This window comes from Streptomyces sp. NPDC059866, assembly GCF_042731325.1.
GTDB lineage: Bacteria > Actinomycetota > Actinomycetes > Streptomycetales > Streptomycetaceae > Streptomyces > Streptomyces flavusporus.
This window is the reverse complement of sequence record NZ_JBHWJT010000011.1, coordinates 66,686-86,912: the sequence shown is the minus strand read 5'-3', so window position 1 is coordinate 86,912 and position 20,227 is coordinate 66,686. Positions and strand designations below refer to the sequence as shown.

Below are 20,227 nucleotides of genomic sequence, written 5' to 3'. Positions count from 1 at the left end.
GGCCGAAGCGGGGGTCTGGGGGCGGCAGCCCCCAGAGTCGGCAACGTCAGACGAGGTTCACGGCACGAGCCGACGTGGCGCCGATCTCCGCCGCGACCTCGGCCAGAACGCCGGACGACACCGCGTCATCCACGGTCAGCACCGCCAACGCCTCGCCGCCCGCCGTCGCGCGAGCGACCTGCATACCGGCGATGTTGATGCCCGCCTCGCCGAGGATGCGGCCGACCGTGCCGACCACGCCGGGACGGTCCTCGTACCGCAGGACGGCCATGTGGTCGGCGAGCGCGAGGTCGACGTCGTAGTCGCCGACCGCGACGATCTTCTGCAGGTGCTTCGGCCCGGCCAGCGTGCCGGACACCGACACCTCCTCGCCGTCGCCGAGCGTGCCGCGCACGGTGACGACGTTGCGGTGGTCCGGCGACTCCGAGCTGGTGGTCAGCCGCACCTCGACGCCGCGCTCCTGGGCGAACAGCGGGGCGTTGACGTACGAGACGGTCTCGTCGACGACGTCCTCGAAAACGCCCTTGAGCGCGGACAGCTCCAGCACCTTCACATCGTGCTGGGTGATCTCGCCGTACACCTCGACGTCCAGGCGGACGGCGACCTCACCGGCGAGCGCGGTGAAGATCCGGCCGAGGCGCTCGGCAAGCGGCAGGCCCGGCTTGACGTCCTCGGCGATGACACCGCCCTGGACGTTGACCGCGTCCGGGACCAGCTCACCGGCGAGCGCGAGGCGCACCGACCTGGCGACCGCGATACCGGCCTTCTCCTGCGCCTCGTCGGTGGACGCACCCAGGTGCGGGGTGGCCACGACCTGGTCGAACTCGAACAGCGGCGAGTCCGTGCACGGCTCCTTGGCGTACACGTCGAGACCGGCGCCGGCGACCCGGCCCTCCTTGAGGGCGGAGTACAGCGCCTCCTCGTCGACGATGCCGCCGCGCGCGGCGTTGACGATCCGCACGCTCGGCTTGACCTTGCGCAGCGCCTCCGCGCCGATCAGGCCCAGCGTCTCGGGGGTCTTCGGCAGGTGGACGGTGATGAAGTCGGAGACCTCGAGCAGCTCGTCCAGCGACAGCACCTTCACGCCCATCTGCGCGGCCCGCGCGGGCTGCACGTAGGGGTCGTAGGCGACGACCTTCATGCCGAACGCCGACATACGCTGCGCGACGAGCGCGCCGATGCGGCCGAGACCGACGACACCGAGGGTCTTCTCGGCCAGCTCGACGCCGGTGTACTTGCTGCGCTTCCACTCGCCGTTCTTCAGCGCGGCGTTGGCCTGCGGAATGTTGCGGGCGGTGGCGAGGATGAGACCGCAGGCCAGCTCGGCGGCGGTCACGATGTTCGAGGTGGGGGCGTTGACGACCATCACGCCGGCCTTGGTGGCGGCGGAGACGTCCACGTTGTCGAGGCCGACGCCGGCTCGTGCGACGACCTTGAGCTTGTTCGCGGCGGCGATCGCCTCGGCGTCCACCTTGGTGGCGGAGCGGATCAGGATCGCGTCGACCTCGGCGATGGCCGGCAGCAACTCGGCGCGGTCCGCGCCGTTGCAGTGCCGGATCTCGAAGTCGGGGCCGAGCGCGTCGACGGTCGCGGGCGACAGCTCTTCAGCGATGAGTACGACGGGTTTCGAGCTCACGTGAGTCCTCACAAGTCCAATGCGTGCGGACGGCCGTCCCGACGGCCGCAGGCGGAGGAGGGGCTAGCCGCGTGGAAGACGCACGACGCTGTGGGCCTGACGCGTATGTAGTACGGCAGTGTAGTGCCGTGGCGGAGGTCGTCCTGCGCCTCTCCGGACGGATCACCCGTCCGTGGCTGGACGGGATGGACAACGTCTTCGTACACGACGTTACCCGGGGTTCGCCGAAGGGGCCGGAGCAATCCGCTCCGGCCCCTTCGATCCGAGGCTTACGCCTCCTCGTTGACCCAGCTCATGAGCTTGCGCAGCTCCTTGCCGGTGGTCTCCAGCAGGTGCTCGGAGTCCTGCTGCTTGTACTCGTTGTACTTCTTCAGACCGCCGTGGTACTCGTCCATCCAGGCCTGGGCGAACGTGCCGTCCTGGATCTCCGCCAGGACCTTCTTCATCTCGGCCTTGGTGGCGTCGGTGATGATCCGCGGACCGGTGACGTAGTCGCCCCACTCGGCGGTCTCGGAGATCGACCAGCGCATCTTCTCCAGGCCGCCCTCGTACATGAGGTCCACGATCAGCTTCAGCTCGTGCAGGCACTCGAAGTAGGCGATCTCCGGCTGGTAACCCGCCTCGGTCAGCGTCTCGAAACCGGCCTTCACCAGGGCGGCCGTACCACCGCAGAGGACGGCCTGCTCACCGAACAGGTCGGTCTCGGTCTCCTCGGTGAACGTCGTCTTGATGACGCCGGCGCGGGTGCCACCGATGCCCTTGGCGTACGACAGCGCCAGCGCGAAGGCGTTGCCGCTCGCGTCCTGCTCGACGGCGGCGATGCAGGGAACGCCGCGGCCCTCCTCGTACTGACGGCGCACCAGGTGGCCCGGGCCCTTGGGGGCGACCATGCAGACGTCCACGCCGGCCGGGGGCTTGATGAAGCCGAAGCGGATGTTGAAGCCGTGGCCGAAGAACAGCGCGTCGCCGTCCTTCAGGTTCGGGGCGATGGACTCCTCGTAGACCTGGGCCTGGATCGGGTCCGGCACCAGGATCATGATGACGTCGGCCTCGGCGGCGGCCTCCGCGGGCGTCACCACGCGCAGGCCCTGCTCCTCGGCCTTGGCCTTGGACTTGGAGCCCTCGTGCAGACCGACACGCACGTCGACACCCGAGTCACGCAGCGACAGGGCGTGGGCGTGGCCCTGGCTGCCGTAACCGATGACCGCGACCTTGCGGCCCTGGATGATGGACAGGTCGGCGTCGGCGTCGTAGAACAGCTCGGCCACTTTGGGTTCTCTCCTTGGGGTGCAGATGTTGCGTCCCACCGTATGACGGCGGGGGGAAGGGAAGTTCGGGGGTCTCGGCATACGGGCGGCCGGGTCGTCCGGCCGCCCGATCTCATCCTTACGCCGACCGGTCGAGCGCGCGAAGCGACCGGTCCGTGATCGAACGGGCTCCGCGTCCGATCGCGATCGTGCCGGACTGGACCAGCTCCTTGATACCGAACGGCTCCAGCATCTTCAGCATGGCCTCCAGCTTGTCGCTGGAACCGGTGGCCTCGATGGTGACGGCCTCCGGAGAGACGTCGACGGTCTTGGCGCGGAACAACTGCACGATCTCGACGATCTGGGAGCGTGTCTCGTTGTCGGCGCGCACCTTCACCAGAACGAGTTCCCGCTGAACGGCCGAACCCGGCTCCAGCTCGACGATCTTCAGCACGTTGACGAGCTTGTTGAGCTGCTTCGTCACCTGCTCCAGCGGCAGGTCCTCGACGTTCACCACGATGGTGATGCGGGAGATGTCGGGGTGCTCGGTGACGCCGACCGCGAGGGAGTCGATGTTGAAGCCGCGGCGGGAGAACAGGGCGGCGATCCGGGCCAGGATGCCCGGCGTGTTCTCCACCAGGACGGAGAGCGTGTGCTTGGACATGGGTCTTGGTCTCTCTCGGCTCAGTCGTCTTCGTTGTCGCCGAAGTCGGGGCGGACGTCCCGGGCGGCCATGATCTCGTCGTTGGAGGTGCCGGCGGCGACCATCGGCCACACCATCGCGTCCTCGTGGACGATGAAGTCGATGACGACCGGGCGGTCGTTGATCGAGTTCGCCTCCTCGATGACCTTGTCGAGGTCGGCCGGGTCCTCGCAGCGGATGGCGTAGCAGCCCATGGCCTCCGACAGCTTGACGAAGTCGGGGACGCGCGTGCCGGCGCTGGGTTGCTTGCCGTCCGCCTCGGGGCCGGAGTGCAGGACGGTGTTGGAGTAGCGCTGGTTGTAGAAGAGGGTCTGCCACTGGCGGACCATCCCGAGGGCGCCGTTGTTGATGATGGCGACCTTGATCGGGATGTTGTTCAGGGCGCAGGTGGTGAGCTCCTGATTGGTCATCTGGAAGCAGCCGTCGCCGTCGATCGCCCAGACGGTCTGCTCCGGCGCGCCGGCCTTGGCGCCCATGGCGGCCGGGACCGCGTAGCCCATCGTCCCGGCGCCGCCGGAGTTGAGCCAGGTCGCGGGCTTCTCGTACTGGATGAAGTGCGCGGCCCACATCTGGTGCTGGCCGACGCCCGCGGCGAAGATCGTGCCCTCGGGCGCGAGCCGGCCGATGCGCTCGATGACCTGCTGCGGGGACAGGGAGCCGTCCTCGGGCTGGTCGTAGCCGAGCGGGTAGGTCTCGCGCCAGCGGTTCAGGTCCTTCCACCAGGCCTCGTAGTCGCCCCGGTGACCCTCGCTGTGCTCCTTCTGCACCGCCTGGATCAGGTCGGCGATGACCTCGCGGGCGTCACCGACGATCGGCACGTCGGCGGCGCGGTTCTTGCCGATCTCGGCCGGGTCGATGTCGGCGTGGACGATCTTGGCGTACGGGGCGAAGCTGTCCAGCTTGCCGGTGACGCGGTCGTCGAAGCGGGCTCCGAGGGCGACGATCAGGTCGGCCTTCTGCAGCGCGGTGACGGCGGTGACCGCACCGTGCATGCCCGGCATTCCCACGTGCAGCGGGTGGCTGTCGGGGAATGCGCCGAGCGCCATCAGGGTGGTGGTGACGGGCGCTCCGGTGAGTTCTGCGAGGACCTTCAGCTCGGCGGTGGCGCCGGCCTTGAGGACACCGCCGCCGACGTAGAGGACGGGCCGCCTGGCGGAGGTGATCAGCTTGGCGGCCTCGCGGATCTGCTTGGCGTGCGGCTTGGTGACGGGCCGGTAGCCGGGCAGGTCCATGGTGGGCGGCCAGGAGAAGGTGGTCTGCGCCTGGAGGGCGTCCTTGGCGATGTCGACCAGGACGGGGCCCGGGCGGCCGGTGGAGGCGATGTGGAACGCCTGCGCGATCACCCGCGGGATGTCCTCGGCCTTGGTGACCAGGAAGTTGTGCTTGGTGATCGGCATGGTGATGCCGACGATGTCCGCCTCCTGGAAGGCGTCCGTACCGATCGCCTTGGAGGCGACCTGGCCGGTGATCGCGACCAGCGGCACGGAGTCCATGTGGGCGTCGGCGATCGGCGTGACCAGGTTGGTGGCACCCGGGCCCGAGGTCGCCATGCAGACGCCGACCCTGCCGGTGGCCTGCGCGTAGCCGGTGGCGGCGTGGCCGGCGCCCTGCTCGTGCCGGACCAGGACGTGGCGGACCCGGGTGGAGTCCATCAGCGGGTCGTACGCCGGAAGGATCGCGCCGCCGGGAATGCCGAATACCGTGTCGGCGCCGACCTCCTCGAGAGAGCGGATGAGGGACTGCGCGCCCGTGACGTGCTCGGGGGCGGACTGCTGTCCTCCGGATCGGGGCCGCGGCTGCGGGTGAGGGGCCCCGGTGGCCTGCTCGGTCATCGGCATTCTCTTCTCGATGCTGAGGGTTTTTGCGAGGTTTGTGCGGTGTACGACTGCTGTTCGGCAGGTGCCTGTGCAACAAAAAACCCCTCGTGCCGTAAGGCAAGCGAGGGGAGCGCGCCGGTGTGGTCGCTGGGGATTCCGGAATCGTCCTCCGGTGGTCCCAGCTCAGCCGACGCGCTGTCCAAGTACGAGAATTCGGGTGCGCATGGCACTGACCCTCCCCCCGGCGCACACCCACTGTCAAGTGGGTGGGACGGGAGTCTCATTATGTGAGCGAAGGGTCGTCCCGCCGGAGAAGACGGTGCTCACTCCGCCGGTGGTCACGCCTCCGGCGGTCACCCCGCCGGTGGTCACCCCGCCGGTGGTCACTCCTCCGGTGTACACGCCCGCGCCGCCGGCGAAGGCGGGCTCGGCCGGGTCGTGCGGCACCGGGTAGCGGCCGGACGTCAGCGCTCTGCGCAGCCGGTACTCGTCCAGTGGGCCCGAGAAGGCCATGCCCTGCCCGTGCGTACACCCCATCGCGCGCAGGGCGACGACCTGCTCCGGCAGATCCACGCCCTCGGCCACGGACTGCAGCCCGAGATCGCCCGCGATGCGAAGCAGCCCACTGGTGATCTTGTGCAGCCGCGCGGACTCGACGACGCCCTCGACGAGGCCGCGGTCGAGCCGCAGGACGTCGATCGGGAGCCGTCTGAGCGCCGTGATCGCCGGGCAGCCGCTGCCGAAACCGTCCAGCGCGATCCGGACGCCGAGCCGCCGCAGGGCGCCCAGACGCCGCTCCAGGTCGTCCAGGGACACCCTGGGGTCGATGTCCGACAGCTCGATGATCAGCGCCCCGGACGGCAGCCCGTGCCGGGTCAGCAGTGCCTCGACGGAGCCGAGGGGCATCGACCGGTCCAGCAGCCGGCGCGTGGCCATCCGGACGGCCACGGGCACGGCGTGGCCGCTCGCGCCGCGTTCGGCGGCCCGCTCGACCGCCTCCTGAAGCATCCAGCGGCCCAGCTCGGCCGTCCTGTCGCTGTCCCCGACGTCCTCGGCGTCCGGAGCGCCCGGGGCGTCCGGGGCCACGCGCAGGAACTCCGCGGGTGTGAACAGCACCCCTTGGGACGACCGCCAGCGCGCCTGGGCGGCGACCGAGGTGATCCGGCCGTCCTCCAGACAGACCACGGGCTGGTGCAGCAGCGTGAACTCGCCGTCGTGCAGCGCGGCCCGCAGCCGTGTGGCCAGTTCCGCCTTGCGTACGACGTCCTGCTGCATCTGCGGCTTGTACAGCTCTACGCGGCCCTTGCCGGCCGACTTGGCGCGGTACATCGCGAGGTCGGCGTTGCGCAGCAGCTCGCCCGCGCCGAGGCCCGGCTCGGCGAAGGCGACGCCGATGGAGGCGGCGACCCGGACATCGGTGCCGTCGATGAGGTACGGCTGCGACAGCGTCACCCTGAGGCGGTCGGCGAGCTCCAGGATGTGCCGTTCGCGGGCGGTACGGTCCCGGGCGCCGTCGCCGACGATCAGGGCCGCGAACTCGTCGCCGCCCAGCCGGGAGGCGGTGTCGCCCTGCCGGACGGCCTCCTGGAGTCTGCGTGCGGCCTGGACGAGCAGTTCGTCCCCGGCCTGGTGCCCGATCGTGTCGTTGACGGCCTTGAATCCGTCGAGGTCGATGAAGAGCACGGCCGTCCCCCGCAGGGCGGCACCGCGGTCGGTGCTGCGACGGCCGGACAGGGCCTGCTGGACTCGCTGGGTGAACAGGGCCCGGTTGGGCAGGTCGGTCAGCGGGTCGTGCTCGGCGTTGTGCTGCAACTGCGCCTGGAGGCGCACTCTTTCGGTCACGTCCCGGCTGTTGAAGATCAGGCCGCCCTGGTGGCGGTTGACGGTCGACTCGACGTTCAGCCAGCCGCCGTCACCGGACCGGAAGCGGCACTCGATGCGCGTAGTGGGTTCATCGAGGGGGCTGGCGGCGAGGAAGCGGCGCACCTCGTGCACCACGCAGCCCAGGTCCTCCGGGTGGATGAGTTCGGCCAGTTCGCTGCCCACCAGCTCCTCCGCGAGCCGTCCGTAGACCCCGGCGGCGGCCGGGGAGACGTATCGCAGGACGCCGTTGGGCGCGGCGATCATGATGACGTCGCTGGAGCCCTGCACCAGGGAGCGGAAGTGGTTCTCCTTCTGCACCAGTTCCTGGGTGAGGGTGATGTTGTCGAGCAGCATGATCCCCTGGCGCACCACCAGGGCGAGCACGACCGTGCCGCCGGTGATCAGTACCACGCGGTCGACGCTGCGGCCGTTGAGCACGTTGTAGAGGATTCCCAGCGTGCACACGGCGGCGGCGAGGTACGGGGTGAGGGCTGCCAGGGAGCAGGTGAGGGGCCGGGTGGCCGGATACCGGTCACGCTCGCCCTGCTGCACGGGCGGGTGCGGGTGGGTGGAACCGCGCTGTCCGGGCAGGTGCTCGTGCACCACGCGCGCGTGCGGCTCGTCACCGGGCCGGCCGGGCCGGGGCGCGACCCAGGGTGCGTACGCCAGCAGCAGCGAGCCGGCGAACCAGCCCGCGTCCAGCAGTTGACCCGAGCGGTAGCTGTCGTGGAGCAGCGGTGAGGCGAACAGGGCGTCGCACATCACGGTCAGGGCGAGGGCGCCGATCGCGGTGTTCACCGCGGAGCGGTTGGCCCCGGAGCGCCGGAAGTGCAGCGCGAGCACCATGCTGACCAGGGCGATGTCGAGCAGCGGGTACGCGAGCGACAGCGCGGTGTGCGCCACGCCGGGTCCGCCGCCCTGGGCCGCCTGGGCCAGCGCGAGGCTCCACGACAGGGTGACCAGGCAGCCGCCGATCAGCCAGGCGTCCAGGGCGAGGCAGACCCAGCCCGCCTTCGTCACCGGCCGTTTGGCGAGGACCAGCAGGCCCACGATCGCGGGCGGCGCGAAGCACAGGAAGAACAGGTCGGCGTAGCTGGGACTGGGCACGGGCCGTCCCAGGACGACCTCGTACCACCCCCAGACCAGGTTGCCGAGGGCCGCCATCGTCGAGGAAAGGGCGAACAGCAGCCAGGCGGAACGGAACCGGACCCGGCGGCTGTGGGCGTAGAGGAAGCACGACACGGCGGCCGCGCCCGCGGCGGCACTCAGCCCGAAGTCCCCCATGATCAGAGCGAGCTGGTGCGAGCCCCAGCCGACCGCGGAACCGACGGCGTAGGCCGCGCACACCAGGGCCAGCAGGAGTTGGGGGAGCATGCTCGGCCCGGCGCCCGAGGCAGGCGTCCGGGGCAGCAGCGTCCCCTGAGCAGGCTGTCGCCGCAGCACCTGGTCGAGGACGGCCGTGGGTGGCGAGGGCGCGTTCACCGGGCCCTCCCGGTCCGCTCCGCCCCCGGCGCCCGCGGGTCCCGGTGCGGCGGGAGTGCCGGCTTCCTGCGGCTGCTGTGCCTGGGGTGGTATTGGCTGTGGTGTGCGCCGTGACCGGCGCCAGGGCCGCGTCCCGCCGCGGCCGTGCGCCAGGGTCGCCGTCGGCGGCCCCGCCGCGTCGGATCGTTCGTCCATAGGCCGTGCATCGCCCGTCGCCCCCCTCACAGTCTGCAATGTCCATCCCCGGCGCCGAACGGTCTGCGGCGCAGCCCCTGTCCGGACGATACACCAGTCTCGTCACTCAATGACAGGGCTTCTCTACGCTCCGTGACCACCAGCAGGGATGCGGGTACGGACCGCTTCCGGAAGGTTGCGGAGGGTACCCGAACCGGATGTCGCGTCTGTCGCGGCGGGTCCGAGGCGGTCGGTCAGGTTCCGCTCGTGCCCGTCGTAAGGATCACGTTGCGCAGCGGCTCCTGGTTCACGTAGCGGCTCAACTGGTCCACCAGCAGCCGCTTGGCGCGCGGCAGGAACGCGGAAGTGGGCCCGCCGACGTGCGGACTGATCAGCACGCCGGGCGCACGCCACAGGGGGTGAGCGGGCGGCAGCGGTTCGGGATCCGTGACGTCGAGGGCTGCGGTGATGCGGCCGCTGTCCAGTTCCGCGAGCAGCGCCTTGGTGTCGACGACGGGGCCGCGGGCGACATTGACGAGGAGGGCACCGTCCTTCATACGGGCCAGGAACTCGGCGTCGACCAGTCCTCGGGTGGCCTCCGTCAGCGGCGTGGACAGGATGACGACGTCCGCTTCGGGGAGCAGGGCGGGCAGTTGGGTGAGTGGATGCACGGGACCGCGCGCCGTGGTGCGCTCGGAGCGCGCGACGCGCGCCACCCGCGCAGGCTCGAACGGCGCGAGCCGGTCCTCGATCGCCGCGCCGATCGACCCGTATCCGACGATGAGTACGTTCCTGTCGGCGAGCGCCGGCCGGAACCCGCCGAGCCACTCCCCCCGGTCCTGCGCCCGCACGAAGTCCGGGATCCCGCGCAACGAGGCCAGGATCAGCGTGAGCGTGAGCTCCGCGGTGCTCGCCTCGTGCACACCGCGCGCGTTGCACAACCGCACGCCCGGGCGCAGGTGCTTCAGCCCCGGCTCGACATGATCGATACCGGCGGAGAGCGTCTGCACGACCTCGACGGACGTCATCCCCGGCAACGGCCGCACGCCGACCTCGCTGGGCTTCATGTAGGGGACGACATAGAAGGCACAGTCGCCGGGATCCGCGGGGAAGGTCTCTCCACCGTCCCAGAAGCGGTAGTTCGGCCCTTCCGGAAGCCCTTCGATCTCCTCCGGCGGGATGGGCAGCCACACATCAGCAGTCATGCTCATGAGGCTATGTGAGGGGCACGGGAGTGCAGAGGTTAGGTTGGGGTGGCAGGAGAGGGAGGGTTACGGGCAGGTGGAGCGCAGGACGATCGGCGCGGCGGCACTCGCGGTGGGGGCCGTCGGACTCGGGTGCATGCCGATGAGCTGGGCGTACAGCACGTCACGGCAACGGGGCGACGAGTCGCTCAGGGCCGTGCACCGGGCGCTCGATCTGGGCTCGACGCTGCTGGACACGGCCGACATGTACGGCCCGTTCACCAACGAGCTGTTGCTGGGCAGGGTGTTGAAGGAGCGGCGGTCCGATGCCTTCGTGTCGACCAAGGTCGGCCTGCTGGTGGGCGAGCAGCACATCGTGGCCAACGGCCGCCCGGGGTATGTGAAGCGGGCCTGCGACGCGTCCCTGAGGCGCCTGCAGACGGACGTCATCGACCTCTACCAGCTGCACCGCGCCGACCCCGAGGTTCCCGTGGAGGAGACCTGGGGCGCGATGGCGGAACTCGTCCAGGCCGGAAAGGTGAGGGCGTTGGGGTTGTGCGCGGTGGGGGCGCGCGGCGGGCGGCGGTCGGGGACGCTGCTGCACGACGCGACGATCCGGCAGTTGCAGCGGGTGCAGCAGGTCTTCCCCGTGAGCGCGGTGGAGGCGGAGCTGTCGGTGTGGTCACCGGAGGCGCTGGACACGCTGCTGCCGTGGTGCGAGGCGCGCGGCATCGGCTTCCTGGCCGCGATGCCGCTCGGCAACGGCTTCCTGACCGGCACGCTGACGCCCGGCGAGGGCTTCGAGCCCGACGACATGCGCGCCCGCCACCCCCGCTTCACCGCCGAGATGATGGCGGCGAACCAGCCGATCGTGGCCGGCCTGCGCCGGGTGGCGGCCCGGCACGGCGAGCACGTCACGCCGGCCCAGGTGGCGCTGGCGTGGGTGGTGGCGCAGGGCCGGCACGTGGTTGCGGTGCCGGGGACCAAGCAGGAGCGCTGGGTGACGGAGAACGCGGACGCGGCCCGGCTGTGCCTGTCGGCCCGGGACCTGACGGAGGTGTCGGGGCTGCCGCGGGCGCAGGGATCGTGGGAATGATCCTGACCTGCGGGTTCCTGACCTGCGGGTTCCTGATTTGCTGGTTCGGGATCGGGTGATCGGGAACCTGTGGGGCGCGAGCGGTGTATGACAAGTAGAACCCGCCGCGTCGAAGGGACCATGATCGTGCAACGTCGAGCTGTGACGGCCGTACTGGCCGCGGCCGCACTCCTGCTGACGGCCGGCTGCTCCTCCGACGACGAGGGAGGGGGTTCCCCCGGCGGTGGAGGAGACACCACACCGAGCAGTACGGCCGCGCAGTCGCCGCCCCCGGGTCAGGCCGCCGAGGAGACCCCGCCCGCCAAGGGTTCGGCCGAGGTCGTACGCACGGTGACCGAGGACCTGGACAGCCCCTGGGGGCTTGCTGCCCTCCCCGACGGCGACCTCCTCGTCTCCTCCCGCGACGGGGGCACGATCACTCGGGTCGACACCGAGACGGGCCGGAAGACCGAGCTGGGCGAGGTGCCGGGGGTGTCACCGGCCGGCGAGGGCGGCCTGATGGGCCTCGCCGTCTCCCCCGACTACGCCTCGGACCGCATGGTCTACGCGTACTTCACCTCGGCCTCGGACAACCGCATCGTCCGCATGCTGTACAACGAGCAGAAGCCCTCCGGTGAACAGCTGGGCGCGCCGGACACGATATTCCGGGGCATCCCCAAGGGCTTCATCCACAACGGTGGCCGGATCGCCTTCGGCCCGGACAGGATGCTGTACGCGGGCACGGGCGAGAGCGGCGAGGAGGGCCTGTCCCAGGACCGGGAGTCCCTGGGCGGCAAGATCCTGCGCATGACCCCGGAGGGCGAACCGGCACCGGGCAACCCGTTCCCGGACTCCCCGGTGTACTCGTACGGCCACCGCAATGTGCAGGGCCTCGCCTGGGACGACAAGCAGCGGCTGTTCGCCGCGGAGTTCGGCCAGGACACCTGGGACGAGCTGAACGCGATCAAGCCGGGCGACAACTACGGCTGGCCGGAGGTCGAGGGCACCTCCGACGAGGCCGGGTTCCACAACCCGATAGCCCAGTGGGCCACGGACGAGGCCTCCCCCAGCGGCATCGCGTATGCCGAGGGTTCCCTGTGGATGGCCGGCCTGCGCGGCCAGCGTCTGTGGCGCATCCCCTTGAACGGGACGGAGGCGTCGGCCGACCCGCAGGCCTTCCTGGAGGGCGAGTACGGCCGGCTGCGCACGGTGGTCTCGGCGGGCGGCAACAAGCTCTGGCTGGTGACCAGCGAGACGGACGGACGGGGGTCCCCCGAGGGCGGGGACGACCGGATCCTGGAGGTGGAGGTGAGCTGAGTACGGCGCCTCAGTCCGCCGCCGGCTCCTGCTCGGACGGCTCGGGCGGGCGTACGACGACTTTCCCGGACGACAGGTCGATCGGGCCGCGTCCTGGATCCCCGTCGCCCACGTCCTCCCGGGTCAGCTCCAGACGGTTCTGCTCGTCGCGGGTGTGTTTGCGGCCGGGCGCGAACAGTTCCTCGAAGACGTTGAACACAGGGCCTCCCTCGGCCGGTTGATCCCCAGCGTAAGCCTCACCCTGCCGTTGGAGCGCTGAGGGTTTCGGACGGGAAGAGGCCCAGCCGATGCGCCAGTGCCGCCGCCTCGCCGCGCCCCGAGACGCCGAGCTTGCCGAGGATGTTGGAGACGTGGACGCTGGCCGTCTTCGGGGAGATGAAGAGTTCCTCCGCTATCTGGCGGTTGGTGCGGCCGATGGAGACCAGGCGGAGGACGTCGCGTTCCCGGCTGGTGAGGCCGAGGGCCTGGACCGGATCGGCGGCGGGCGACTGCTGCGGGGCCTGGCGGAGGCTGAGGCGGGCGCGCTGGGCGAGCAGGCCGACGGCGTCGGCGAGGGGGCGCGCGCCGAGGCGGTCGGCGACGGCGTGGGCGAGGCGGAGCAGCTCCGTGGCACGGTCGCGGTCGTCCTCTCCCCCGGCGGTGAGGAGCGCCTCGGCGAGGCGGTGGCGGACACGGGCAAGGTCGTAGGGGCGTTCCAGGCGTTCGAAGGCCGTGACCACCTCGGACCAGGTGTCCGGGCCGGCGATGCCCTCGGCGCGCTGGAGCTCGGCACGCACCCACTTTTCGTGGGCGGCCCAGATGGGCGCGCCGGTGGCGAGACGCTTGACGGTGCTGAAGATGCGTTCCAGGGCTTCTTCGCGGCCCTGCCGGGCGGCGGGCAGGTTGCGGCTGTCGGCCTCGGCGGTGGCGGCGGCGAGCAGCAGCTTCCAGCCGTAGCGCTGGGTGCCGGGCGGGATGCCGGCGTCGAGGGCGCGGTCGAGTCGGTCACGGGCGTCCATGATGCGGCCTTCCGAGGCGGCGACGCCGATGGCGATGAAGGCCAGGGGGAGCCACTGCTGGGGCATGGGGTCGTGGGTGCCGAAATAGCCGTGTGCGGCGGCCAGTTGGCGGCCGGCTTCGGCGGCGTCGCCGCGGGCCAGGGCGACATGGGCCAGGCACAGGGCGGCCGTGCCCTGGGGCTTGGCGCTCTGGCCTCGGCGCACCGCGTTCGACGCGGCCTCGGCGGACTCGTCCCAACGGCCCAGTGAGAACAGCGAGTCGGAGAGGTTGCTCCACACCCACGCCTCGGTGTCCAGCAGGCCGTACTTCCGGGCGAACCCGGTTCCCTCCTCCAGGATCCCGGCGGCTTCCAGGGAGCGGCCGACGGCTTCGAGTTCGGACGGGAGGTTGACGTACGTACGGCCGGCGACATGGGTGAAGGACCCGGCGAGGGACTGCTCCTTGACCTCGTACATCTCCGCGAGCCCCGCTTCGATGTCGCCGGCGTCGACGAGGAGGACGCCACGGGTGACGCGGGCGTTCAGCTCGACCTCGCGGGCCTCGACCATGCGCGCGTACTCCACGGCGCGCTCGGCGGCGGCGAGGGCCTCGACGCCGGGCTGGTGCAGCATGGACCAGGTGGCGACGTTGGTCAGGACCTCGGCGTGTACTTCGGAGGGCGGCAGTCCGCGGACCAGTTCCTGGGCGGTGGCCAGTTCCTTCCAGCCGTCGTCGCGGGCCTTCGCCTGGACCAGGCGGGAGCGCTGGACCCAGAACCAGGCGGCGAGCAGCGGGTCGTCCTCGTCCTCCAGCAGGCGCAGCGCCCGCTTGGTGATCTTCAGGGCTCGTTCGCGTTCTCCGCAGAAGCGGCCTGCGACGGTGGCCGCCGCCAGCAGGTCGAGGTAGCGCAGCGCAGTGGTCGCCTGATCTCCGCCGTCCGGAGCGCGGTACACGTCGGTGTAGCCGGCGGGGCGCAGTGCGGCCCGGACGTCCTCGGGGGCGGGGTCCCACAGTTCCATCGCGCGCTCCAGGAGCCGGAGTTGCTCGGAGTAGGCGTGCCGGCGGCGGGCGGCGACGGAGGCGTCGAGGACGGCGGGCAGGGCCTTGGCGGCGTCGTGCGCGTGGTACCAGTAGCTGGCCAGGCGCATGACGCGCTGGTCGGCGGGGACGAGGCCCGGGTCGGCCTCCAGGGCTTCGGCGTAGCGGCGGTTGAGACGGGAGCGCTCACCGGGCAGCAGGTCGTCGGCGACGGCCTCGCGGACCAGGGAGTGGCGGAAGCGGTAGCCGTCGCCGGTGGGTGTGGCGAGCAGGATGTTGGCGTTCACCGCCGCACGCAGGGCCTCGATGAGGTCGTCCTCGGCGAGGCCGGCGACGGCGGCCAGCAGCCGGTACTCGACGGTGGAGCCGCCCTCGGCGACGATGCGGGCGACCCGCTGGGCGCTCTCGGGCAGCGTCTCCACGCGCACCAGGAGCAGATCGCGCAGGGAGTCGGTGAGGCCGGTGTGGCAGCCCTCGTGGGCGGCGACGGCGAGTTCCTCGACGAAGAAGGCGTTGCCGTCGGAGCGTTGGAAGATCTCGTCGACCTGGGCTGGGTCCGGTTCGGCGGCGTGGATGCCGGCGATCTGGCAGGCGACCTCCGCGCGGTTGAAGCGGGCGAGTTCGATGCGCTGGACCGTGCGCAGCCGGTCGAGTTCGGCCAGCAGGGGACGCAGCGGATGGCGGCGGTGGATGTCGTCGGAGCGGTAGGTGGCGAGGACGACGAGGCGGCCGGTGCGCAGGGTGCGGAAGAGGTAGGCGAGGAGGTGACGGGTGGAGGCGTCGGCCCAGTGCAGGTCCTCCAGGGCGACGACGACCGTGCGGTCGGCAGCGATGCGTTCCAGCAGGCGGGCGGTGAGTTCGAAGAGGCGGGCCATGCCCTCCTCGTCGGGCCGGCCGGTGCCCGTCTCACCCAACTCGGGGAGCAGCCGGGCCAGTTCCTCCTCCTGCCCGGCGGCAGCGGCGGCCAGCTCGTCCGGCAGTTCACGGCGCAGGGCGCGCAGTGCGGTGGAGAACGGGGCGAAGGGCAGCCCGTCGGCGCCGATCTCGACACAGCCGCCCAGCGCGACGACGGCGCCCTTGCGGCCGGCGGCGGTGGCGAACTCCTCGACGAGGCGGGTCTTGCCGACGCCGGCCTCACCGCCCACCAGCAACGCCTGCGGCTCGCCCGCGGCAGCGCGGGCGAGCGCGTCGTTCAGCGTGTCCAACTCCTCGGTACGGCCTACAAAGACGGGACTGACGGACCTGGTCTCCACAAGTCCGAGCATCGCACGGGGGTCTGACAACGCGGCACCGGTTTTCCCGCGGTGGCGTCCGTCCCTCGGCCCGTCTGCCGGCCCTGCGGCGCTCACGCGGTGCGTGGGGACCGGTGCCGTCGTGGGCGGCGGATATGCGCCTCGTTCGCGGCGGCGCGTTCGGCTGCTTCCCGGCGGGCGGCGCGGCCGCTGCGTATGGCTTCGCGGACCAGCCGCTCGTGCTCGGCCCGGCGGATCAGCTCGGCGGAGCGAAGCTGCTGGAGCTCGTACTCGTACATCTCTTCTCCCTGGAAAGGTCGGTGTGCGGTATCGCTCATTGCGATGCCTCCACCTTCGTTTCCCAGGAGGGTCCGCCACATCGGGAGAGTTCCGTATCTTCGGCGGGCTCGGGGCCTTGGAAGGCACTTAGTACGGTCACCGGTACGCCAGGCACCTCCTAAGTCCCCGGCTAAGCCCCCGGCCCGGCCCCAAGTTGCTGCGCCACCAGTGGGGCGAACTCCCCGCCGGTCATGCCCACGCAGACCGCGCCTCCAGCGGGAAGTGGCACAGCGCGGTGTGGGCGTCGCCCGCGCCCTCCGGCTCGCGGACGACGGCCGGCGGTGCCTCGGTGGCGCACCGGTCCTCGGCGCGTGGGCACCGGGTGCGGAAGCGGCAGCCGGACGGGATGTCGAAGGGCGAGGGGATCTCGCCCTTGAGCTGGATCTCCTGGTCGTGGTTGGCGTGGGAGGTGTCCAGGACCGGTGCGGCCGACATCAGCGCGGCTGTGTAGGGGTGCTGCGGGCGTTCGAACACGTCCTCGGTCTCGCCGTGTTCGATGACCTTGCCCAGGTACATCACCGTCACCCGGTCGGAGAGGTACCGCACGACGGACAGGTCGTGGGAGATGAACACATAGGCGACGCCGAGGCGCGACTGGAGTTCCGAGAGCACGTTGAGGACCTGCGCCTGCACCGACAGGTCCAGGGCGGAGACCGGCTCGTCGCACACGATGAGGTCGGGGTCCAGGGCCAGGGCGCGGGCGATGCCGATGCGCTGGCGCTGCCCGCCGGAGAACTCGTTGGGGTAGCGGTGGGCGTCGCTCTCCCGCAGCCCGACCAGGGACAGCAGTTCACGGATCCGCTTCTCACGGGCCTTGGCGTCCGGTACGACGTCCCGGTGGGTGCGCCAGGGCTCGCCGATCAGATCGGCGGCCGACATACGGGCGTTGAGCGAGGCGTAGGGGTCCTGGAAGACCATCTGGACGCGGCGGCGCCAGTTCAGCAGCTCCTTGCCGCGCAGGGCGAAGGGGTCGACGCCGTCGTACCGCACGGTGCCCGCGTCGGGTCGTTCCAGCCCGAGCAGCACCCGGGCCAGGGTGGACTTGCCGCAGCCGGACTCGCCGACGAGCCCGAGTGTCTGTCCCCGGCCGAGCTGGATGTCCACTCCGTCCAGGGCGGTCAGCCGGCGCCGGCCGCTGCCGAAGCTCTTGGTGACACCGCGGACTTCGAGCAGCGGCGGGGGTCCGTTGGCTCCCTCGGCCCGGGGTCCGGGGGTGGCGGTGGTGGCGCGGGACTCAGGCACGGTCGAGCTCCTCGGAGAAGTGGCAGGCGGCCGAACGTCCGTCGCCCGCGCTGCGCAGGGACGGCCGTTCCCGGACGCATCGCTCCCGCACCAGCGGGCAGCGGGCCTGGAACACGCAGCCGGGCGGCACCGCGCTCAGCTCGGGCGGGCTGCCGGGGACGGCGGGGAGCGGGCGTCCGCGCTCGGCGTCCTCGGGGACCGAGTCGAGCAGTCCGCGGGTGTAGGGGTGGCGGGGGGAGGTGAAGACGTCGTGCACCGTTCCCTGCTCCACGACCGTGCCGGCGTACATCACGACCACGTCGTCGGCGCGCTGGGCGACCACGGCCAGGTCGTGGGTGATCAGTACGACGGCCATGTCCCGCTCGTCCTGGAGGTCCCGCAGCAGCCGCATGATCTGTGCCTGCACGGTGACGTCGAGCGCGGTGGTCGGCTCGTCGGCGATGAGGACGTCGGCGTCGAGGGCGACGGCCATCGCGATCAGCAGCCGCTGGCGCATGCCTCCGGAGAACTGGTGCGGATAGGACTTGGCCCGCTGCCTGGGCTCGGGGATGCCCACGCGGGTCATCAGCTCGATCGCCTTCTCCCGGCCTGCCGCCGGTTCAGTCCGCGGTGGATGCGGAACGGCTCGCCGATCTGCCGGCCCACCGGCTGCACCGGGTTGAGGGCGGTCAGGGCGTCCTGGAAGACGATGGACAGGACGGGGCCGGCCAGCTTGCGGCGTTCGGCCGGGCTCAGCCGCAGGGTGTCCTTGCCCCTGACCCGTACGGCGCCGCCGGTCACGGAGGCCGCGGGGTCGAGCAGTCCCACCACCGACAGCGCGGTCATCGACTTGCCGCAGCCGGACTCGCCCAGCAGGGCGAGGGTGCGGCCGTGGCGGACGCTGAAGCTGACGCCGTCCACGGCGCGTACCGTCCCGGAGGGCGTGCTCAGGTCCACGCACAGCCCTTCGACGTCGAGGGCGGGGGCGGAAGTGGTCGTCACGGGATCATCTCCGGAGGAACGGCGGCGGAGGCACCGCGGCGCTTGCGGGGCAGCGTCAGACGCCAGCGCTGGGCGGGGTCGGTGGCGATACGGGCCCACGCGGCGAGCAGCGTGGCGGACACCGTGGTGAGCACGATGGCGAGTCCGGGCAGCACCGTGATCCACCAGGCGGTCTGGAGGTACTGCCGGCCCTGGGCGACCATCAGGCCCCAGCTGACGTCCGGGGGCTGGATTCCGATGCCCAGGAAGCTCAGCGAGGACTCGGTGAGCATCACGAAGCAGAAGTCGAGGGTGGCGACGGTCAGCAGCGTCGGCAGGGCGATCGGCAGGATGTGCCGGTGGATGATGTGCCGGCCGGGTGTGCCGAAGGTGCGGGCCGCGTCGACGAACAGCCGGCTCCTGAGCTCGGCCGCCTCCGCCCGGGAGGTGCGCAGATACACCGGGATGCGGGCCACGGTGAGGATCAGCACGATGTTCAGCGCGGAGGGCGAGAAGACGTAGAGCACGACCACCGCGATGAGCAGGGAGGGGAAGCTGAGGATGACGTCGGCGACGCGCATCACCAGGCTCTCCCGGCGTCCCCCGTGGTAGCCGGCCCACAGGCCGAGGGCCGATCCGATCACGAGTGAGCACAGCACCGCGGGGACGGCCACGGACAGGGTCGTCGCCGCCGCGTCGACCAGGCGCGCCAGCACGCTGCGGCCGAGGACGTCGGTGCCGAGCAGCCCGTACACCCCGTCGCTCAGGGACGGCGGGCGCAGGGAGGCGTCCAGGTCCTGGCGCTGTGCGTGGTCGCCGATGAACAGCCGGCCGAAGAGGGCGACGAGGGCGACCAGGGTGAGGACGACGGCTCCGGCGGCCGCGGCGCGGTCCCGGCCGAGCAGCCGCCACCAGCGCGGCGGACGGTTCCGGGCGGGAGCGGTGTCGTGCCCGGGGGCGGCTTCGTCCTCGGCGGAGGTCTCTGCTGTGGTCATGCTGCTTCCTTCGCTCACGCCGGCACCGCCTGACGCACTCGGGGGTCGGTCAGCGCATGGCAGACGTCGACCAGAATGTTCAGCGCGAAGATGGTCACCGCGGTGAGCAGAACGGCCGCCTGGAGGACCGCGAAGTCGCGCTGCAGGATGGAGTCGATCATGAGTTTGCCGATGCCGGGCCAGCCGAAGATCGTCTCCACGATCACGGCGCCGTTGACCAGGCCCACCGTCAGGTCACCGGCCACGGTCAGCACGGGCGTCACCGCGTTGCGCAGGGCGTGGCCGAAGATCACCCGGCGGGGCGTGGCGCCCTTGCTCCGGGCGATCTTGACGTAGGGGGCGGAGAGCGCGGAGACCATGCTGCCGCGCACCACCTGGACGAGCACACCGAACGGGCGGATCAGCAGGGTCGCGATGGGCAGGACCCAGACCTCGGGTCCGCCCAGGGTGCCCGAGGTGGGCAGCCAGGCGAGGCTCACGCCGAAGACCAGTACGCCCATGACGGCGAACCAGAAGTCGGGGATGCTGGCGGCCGTCATCGACAGCAGGCTGGCGATCCGGTCGACCAGGGAGTTGGGCCGGTGGGCGGCCAGGCTGCCGATCAGTACCGCTCCGGTGATCGCCAGCAGCATGGTCACACCGGCGAGCTGCAGGGTGACGGGGATGGCGTCCAGCACCATCTCGGTCGCGGACTGACCGGTCCTGAGCGAGGTGCCGAAGTCCAGGTGCACGGCGTCGACGAGGTAGTTCCACAGCTGTGCCGGGATGGAGAGGTCGAAGCCCTGCGCGGCGGAGAACTCCGCGCGCTGCTCGGCGGTGGCGCTCAGCGGGAGGTAGAGGTCGACCGGGTCCCCGGTCATCCGGGCCAGGAAGAACACGCCCAGCACCACGCACACCAGGGGGATGGCGCTGGAGAGGATGCGTTTGCGCAGAAAGGTAACCATG

General features: G+C 71.2%; 14 protein-coding genes and 1 pseudogene. 2 read left to right on the top strand and 13 right to left on the bottom strand.

What is annotated here, in order from left to right:
* Window positions 1–46 precede the first annotated feature (46 nt).
* The 6 genes from serA to ACFV7R_RS18575 form a co-directional block, all read right to left on the bottom strand.
* A complete protein-coding gene (serA, locus tag ACFV7R_RS18600) occupies window positions 47–1,636 on the bottom strand; it encodes a phosphoglycerate dehydrogenase (RefSeq protein WP_385264524.1) in 1,590 nt (529 codons plus the stop codon).
* Window positions 1,637–1,905: 269 nt separating this feature from the next.
* Window positions 1,906–2,904: a ketol-acid reductoisomerase gene (gene ilvC / locus ACFV7R_RS18595; RefSeq protein ID WP_385264522.1), complete on the bottom strand. Its 999-nt coding sequence runs from the start codon at window positions 2,902–2,904 to the stop codon at window positions 1,906–1,908.
* 118 nt (window positions 2,905–3,022) lie between these two features.
* Window positions 3,023–3,547, bottom strand: coding sequence for an acetolactate synthase small subunit (ilvN, locus tag ACFV7R_RS18590; protein ID WP_003997672.1), 525 nt, complete (start codon window positions 3,545–3,547; stop codon window positions 3,023–3,025).
* A 20-nt stretch (window positions 3,548–3,567) separates the two neighbouring features.
* A complete protein-coding gene (locus ACFV7R_RS18585) occupies window positions 3,568–5,424 on the bottom strand; it encodes an acetolactate synthase large subunit (RefSeq protein ID WP_385264520.1) in 1,857 nt (618 codons plus the stop codon).
* 237 nt (window positions 5,425–5,661) lie between these two features.
* Window positions 5,662–8,748, bottom strand: coding sequence for a putative bifunctional diguanylate cyclase/phosphodiesterase (locus ACFV7R_RS18580; RefSeq protein WP_385264518.1), 3,087 nt, complete (start codon window positions 8,746–8,748; stop codon window positions 5,662–5,664).
* Between the two features lie 428 nt (window positions 8,749–9,176).
* Window positions 9,177–10,127, bottom strand: a complete 951-nt coding sequence (locus ACFV7R_RS18575) for a 2-hydroxyacid dehydrogenase (RefSeq protein ID WP_385264517.1) — start codon at window positions 10,125–10,127, stop codon at window positions 9,177–9,179.
* A gap of 76 nt (window positions 10,128–10,203) precedes the next feature.
* On the opposite strand from ACFV7R_RS18575, the gene ACFV7R_RS18570 reads away from it, so the two are divergent.
* Window positions 10,204–11,202, top strand: a complete 999-nt coding sequence (locus tag ACFV7R_RS18570; protein ID WP_385264515.1) for an aldo/keto reductase — start codon at window positions 10,204–10,206, stop codon at window positions 11,200–11,202.
* Window positions 11,203–11,289: 87 nt separating this feature from the next.
* Complete coding sequence (locus ACFV7R_RS18565) at window positions 11,290–12,498, top strand: PQQ-dependent sugar dehydrogenase (RefSeq protein WP_385264514.1); 1,209 nt, start codon at window positions 11,290–11,292, stop codon at window positions 12,496–12,498.
* 10 nt (window positions 12,499–12,508) lie between these two features.
* Here the strand turns inward: ACFV7R_RS18565 and ACFV7R_RS18560 are convergent, their stop codons facing one another.
* The 7 genes and pseudogenes from ACFV7R_RS18560 to ACFV7R_RS18530 all read right to left on the bottom strand — a co-directional run bounded on the left by ACFV7R_RS18560 (window position 12,509) and on the right by ACFV7R_RS18530 (window position 20,226).
* Window positions 12,509–12,697: a DUF6191 domain-containing protein gene (locus ACFV7R_RS18560; protein ID WP_385264512.1), complete on the bottom strand. Its 189-nt coding sequence runs from the start codon at window positions 12,695–12,697 to the stop codon at window positions 12,509–12,511.
* A gap of 37 nt (window positions 12,698–12,734) precedes the next feature.
* Window positions 12,735–15,779: an AAA family ATPase gene (locus tag ACFV7R_RS18555; protein ID WP_385264511.1), complete on the bottom strand. Its 3,045-nt coding sequence runs from the start codon at window positions 15,777–15,779 to the stop codon at window positions 12,735–12,737.
* Window positions 15,780–15,859: 80 nt separating this feature from the next.
* Window positions 15,860–16,045 carry a hypothetical protein gene (locus tag ACFV7R_RS18550; protein ID WP_129800431.1) on the bottom strand — a complete coding sequence of 62 codons (186 nt, stop codon included), beginning with the start codon at window positions 16,043–16,045 and terminating at the stop codon, window positions 15,860–15,862.
* A gap of 229 nt (window positions 16,046–16,274) precedes the next feature.
* The gene (locus tag ACFV7R_RS18545) at window positions 16,275–17,327 is read right to left on the bottom strand and encodes an ABC transporter ATP-binding protein (RefSeq protein WP_385264510.1); all 1,053 of its coding nucleotides are present in this window, start codon (window positions 17,325–17,327) and stop codon (window positions 16,275–16,277) included.
* Window positions 17,320–18,308: pseudogene (locus tag ACFV7R_RS18540) on the bottom strand (ABC transporter ATP-binding protein). Before ACFV7R_RS18540 ends, ACFV7R_RS18545 begins: the two are co-directional and overlap by 8 nt.
* Entirely contained in the window at window positions 18,305–19,282 is a 978-nt protein-coding gene (locus ACFV7R_RS18535; RefSeq protein ID WP_385264509.1) for an ABC transporter permease, read from the bottom strand. The pseudogene ACFV7R_RS18540 and the gene ACFV7R_RS18535 overlap by 4 nt, the downstream one beginning before the upstream one ends.
* A gap of 14 nt (window positions 19,283–19,296) precedes the next feature.
* A complete protein-coding gene (locus tag ACFV7R_RS18530) occupies window positions 19,297–20,226 on the bottom strand; it encodes an ABC transporter permease (RefSeq protein WP_385264507.1) in 930 nt (309 codons plus the stop codon).
* Between the last annotated feature and the right edge of the window lies 1 nt (window position 20,227).

Bases quoted from the DNA above. Each gene is read 5' to 3' on its own strand.
- ilvN (WP_003997672.1), bottom strand. From the start codon at position 3,547: ATGTCCAAGCACACGCTCTCCGTCCTGGTGGAGAACACGCCGGGCATC.
- ACFV7R_RS18585 (WP_385264520.1), bottom strand. From the start codon at position 5,424: ATGCCGATGACCGAGCAGGCCACCGGGGCCCCTCACCCGCAGCCGCGG.
- ACFV7R_RS18575 (WP_385264517.1), bottom strand. From the start codon at position 10,127: ATGACTGCTGATGTGTGGCTGCCCATCCCGCCGGAGGAGATCGAAGGG.
- ACFV7R_RS18565 (WP_385264514.1), top strand. From the start codon at position 11,290: ATGACAAGTAGAACCCGCCGCGTCGAAGGGACCATGATCGTGCAACGT.
- ACFV7R_RS18555 (WP_385264511.1), bottom strand. From the start codon at position 15,779: ATGCTCGGACTTGTGGAGACCAGGTCCGTCAGTCCCGTCTTTGTAGGC.
- ACFV7R_RS18550 (WP_129800431.1), bottom strand. From the start codon at position 16,045: ATGTACGAGTACGAGCTCCAGCAGCTTCGCTCCGCCGAGCTGATCCGC.
- ACFV7R_RS18535 (WP_385264509.1), bottom strand. From the start codon at position 19,282: ATGACCACAGCAGAGACCTCCGCCGAGGACGAAGCCGCCCCCGGGCAC.
- ACFV7R_RS18530 (WP_385264507.1), bottom strand. From the start codon at position 20,226: ATGGTTACCTTTCTGCGCAAACGCATCCTCTCCAGCGCCATCCCCCTG.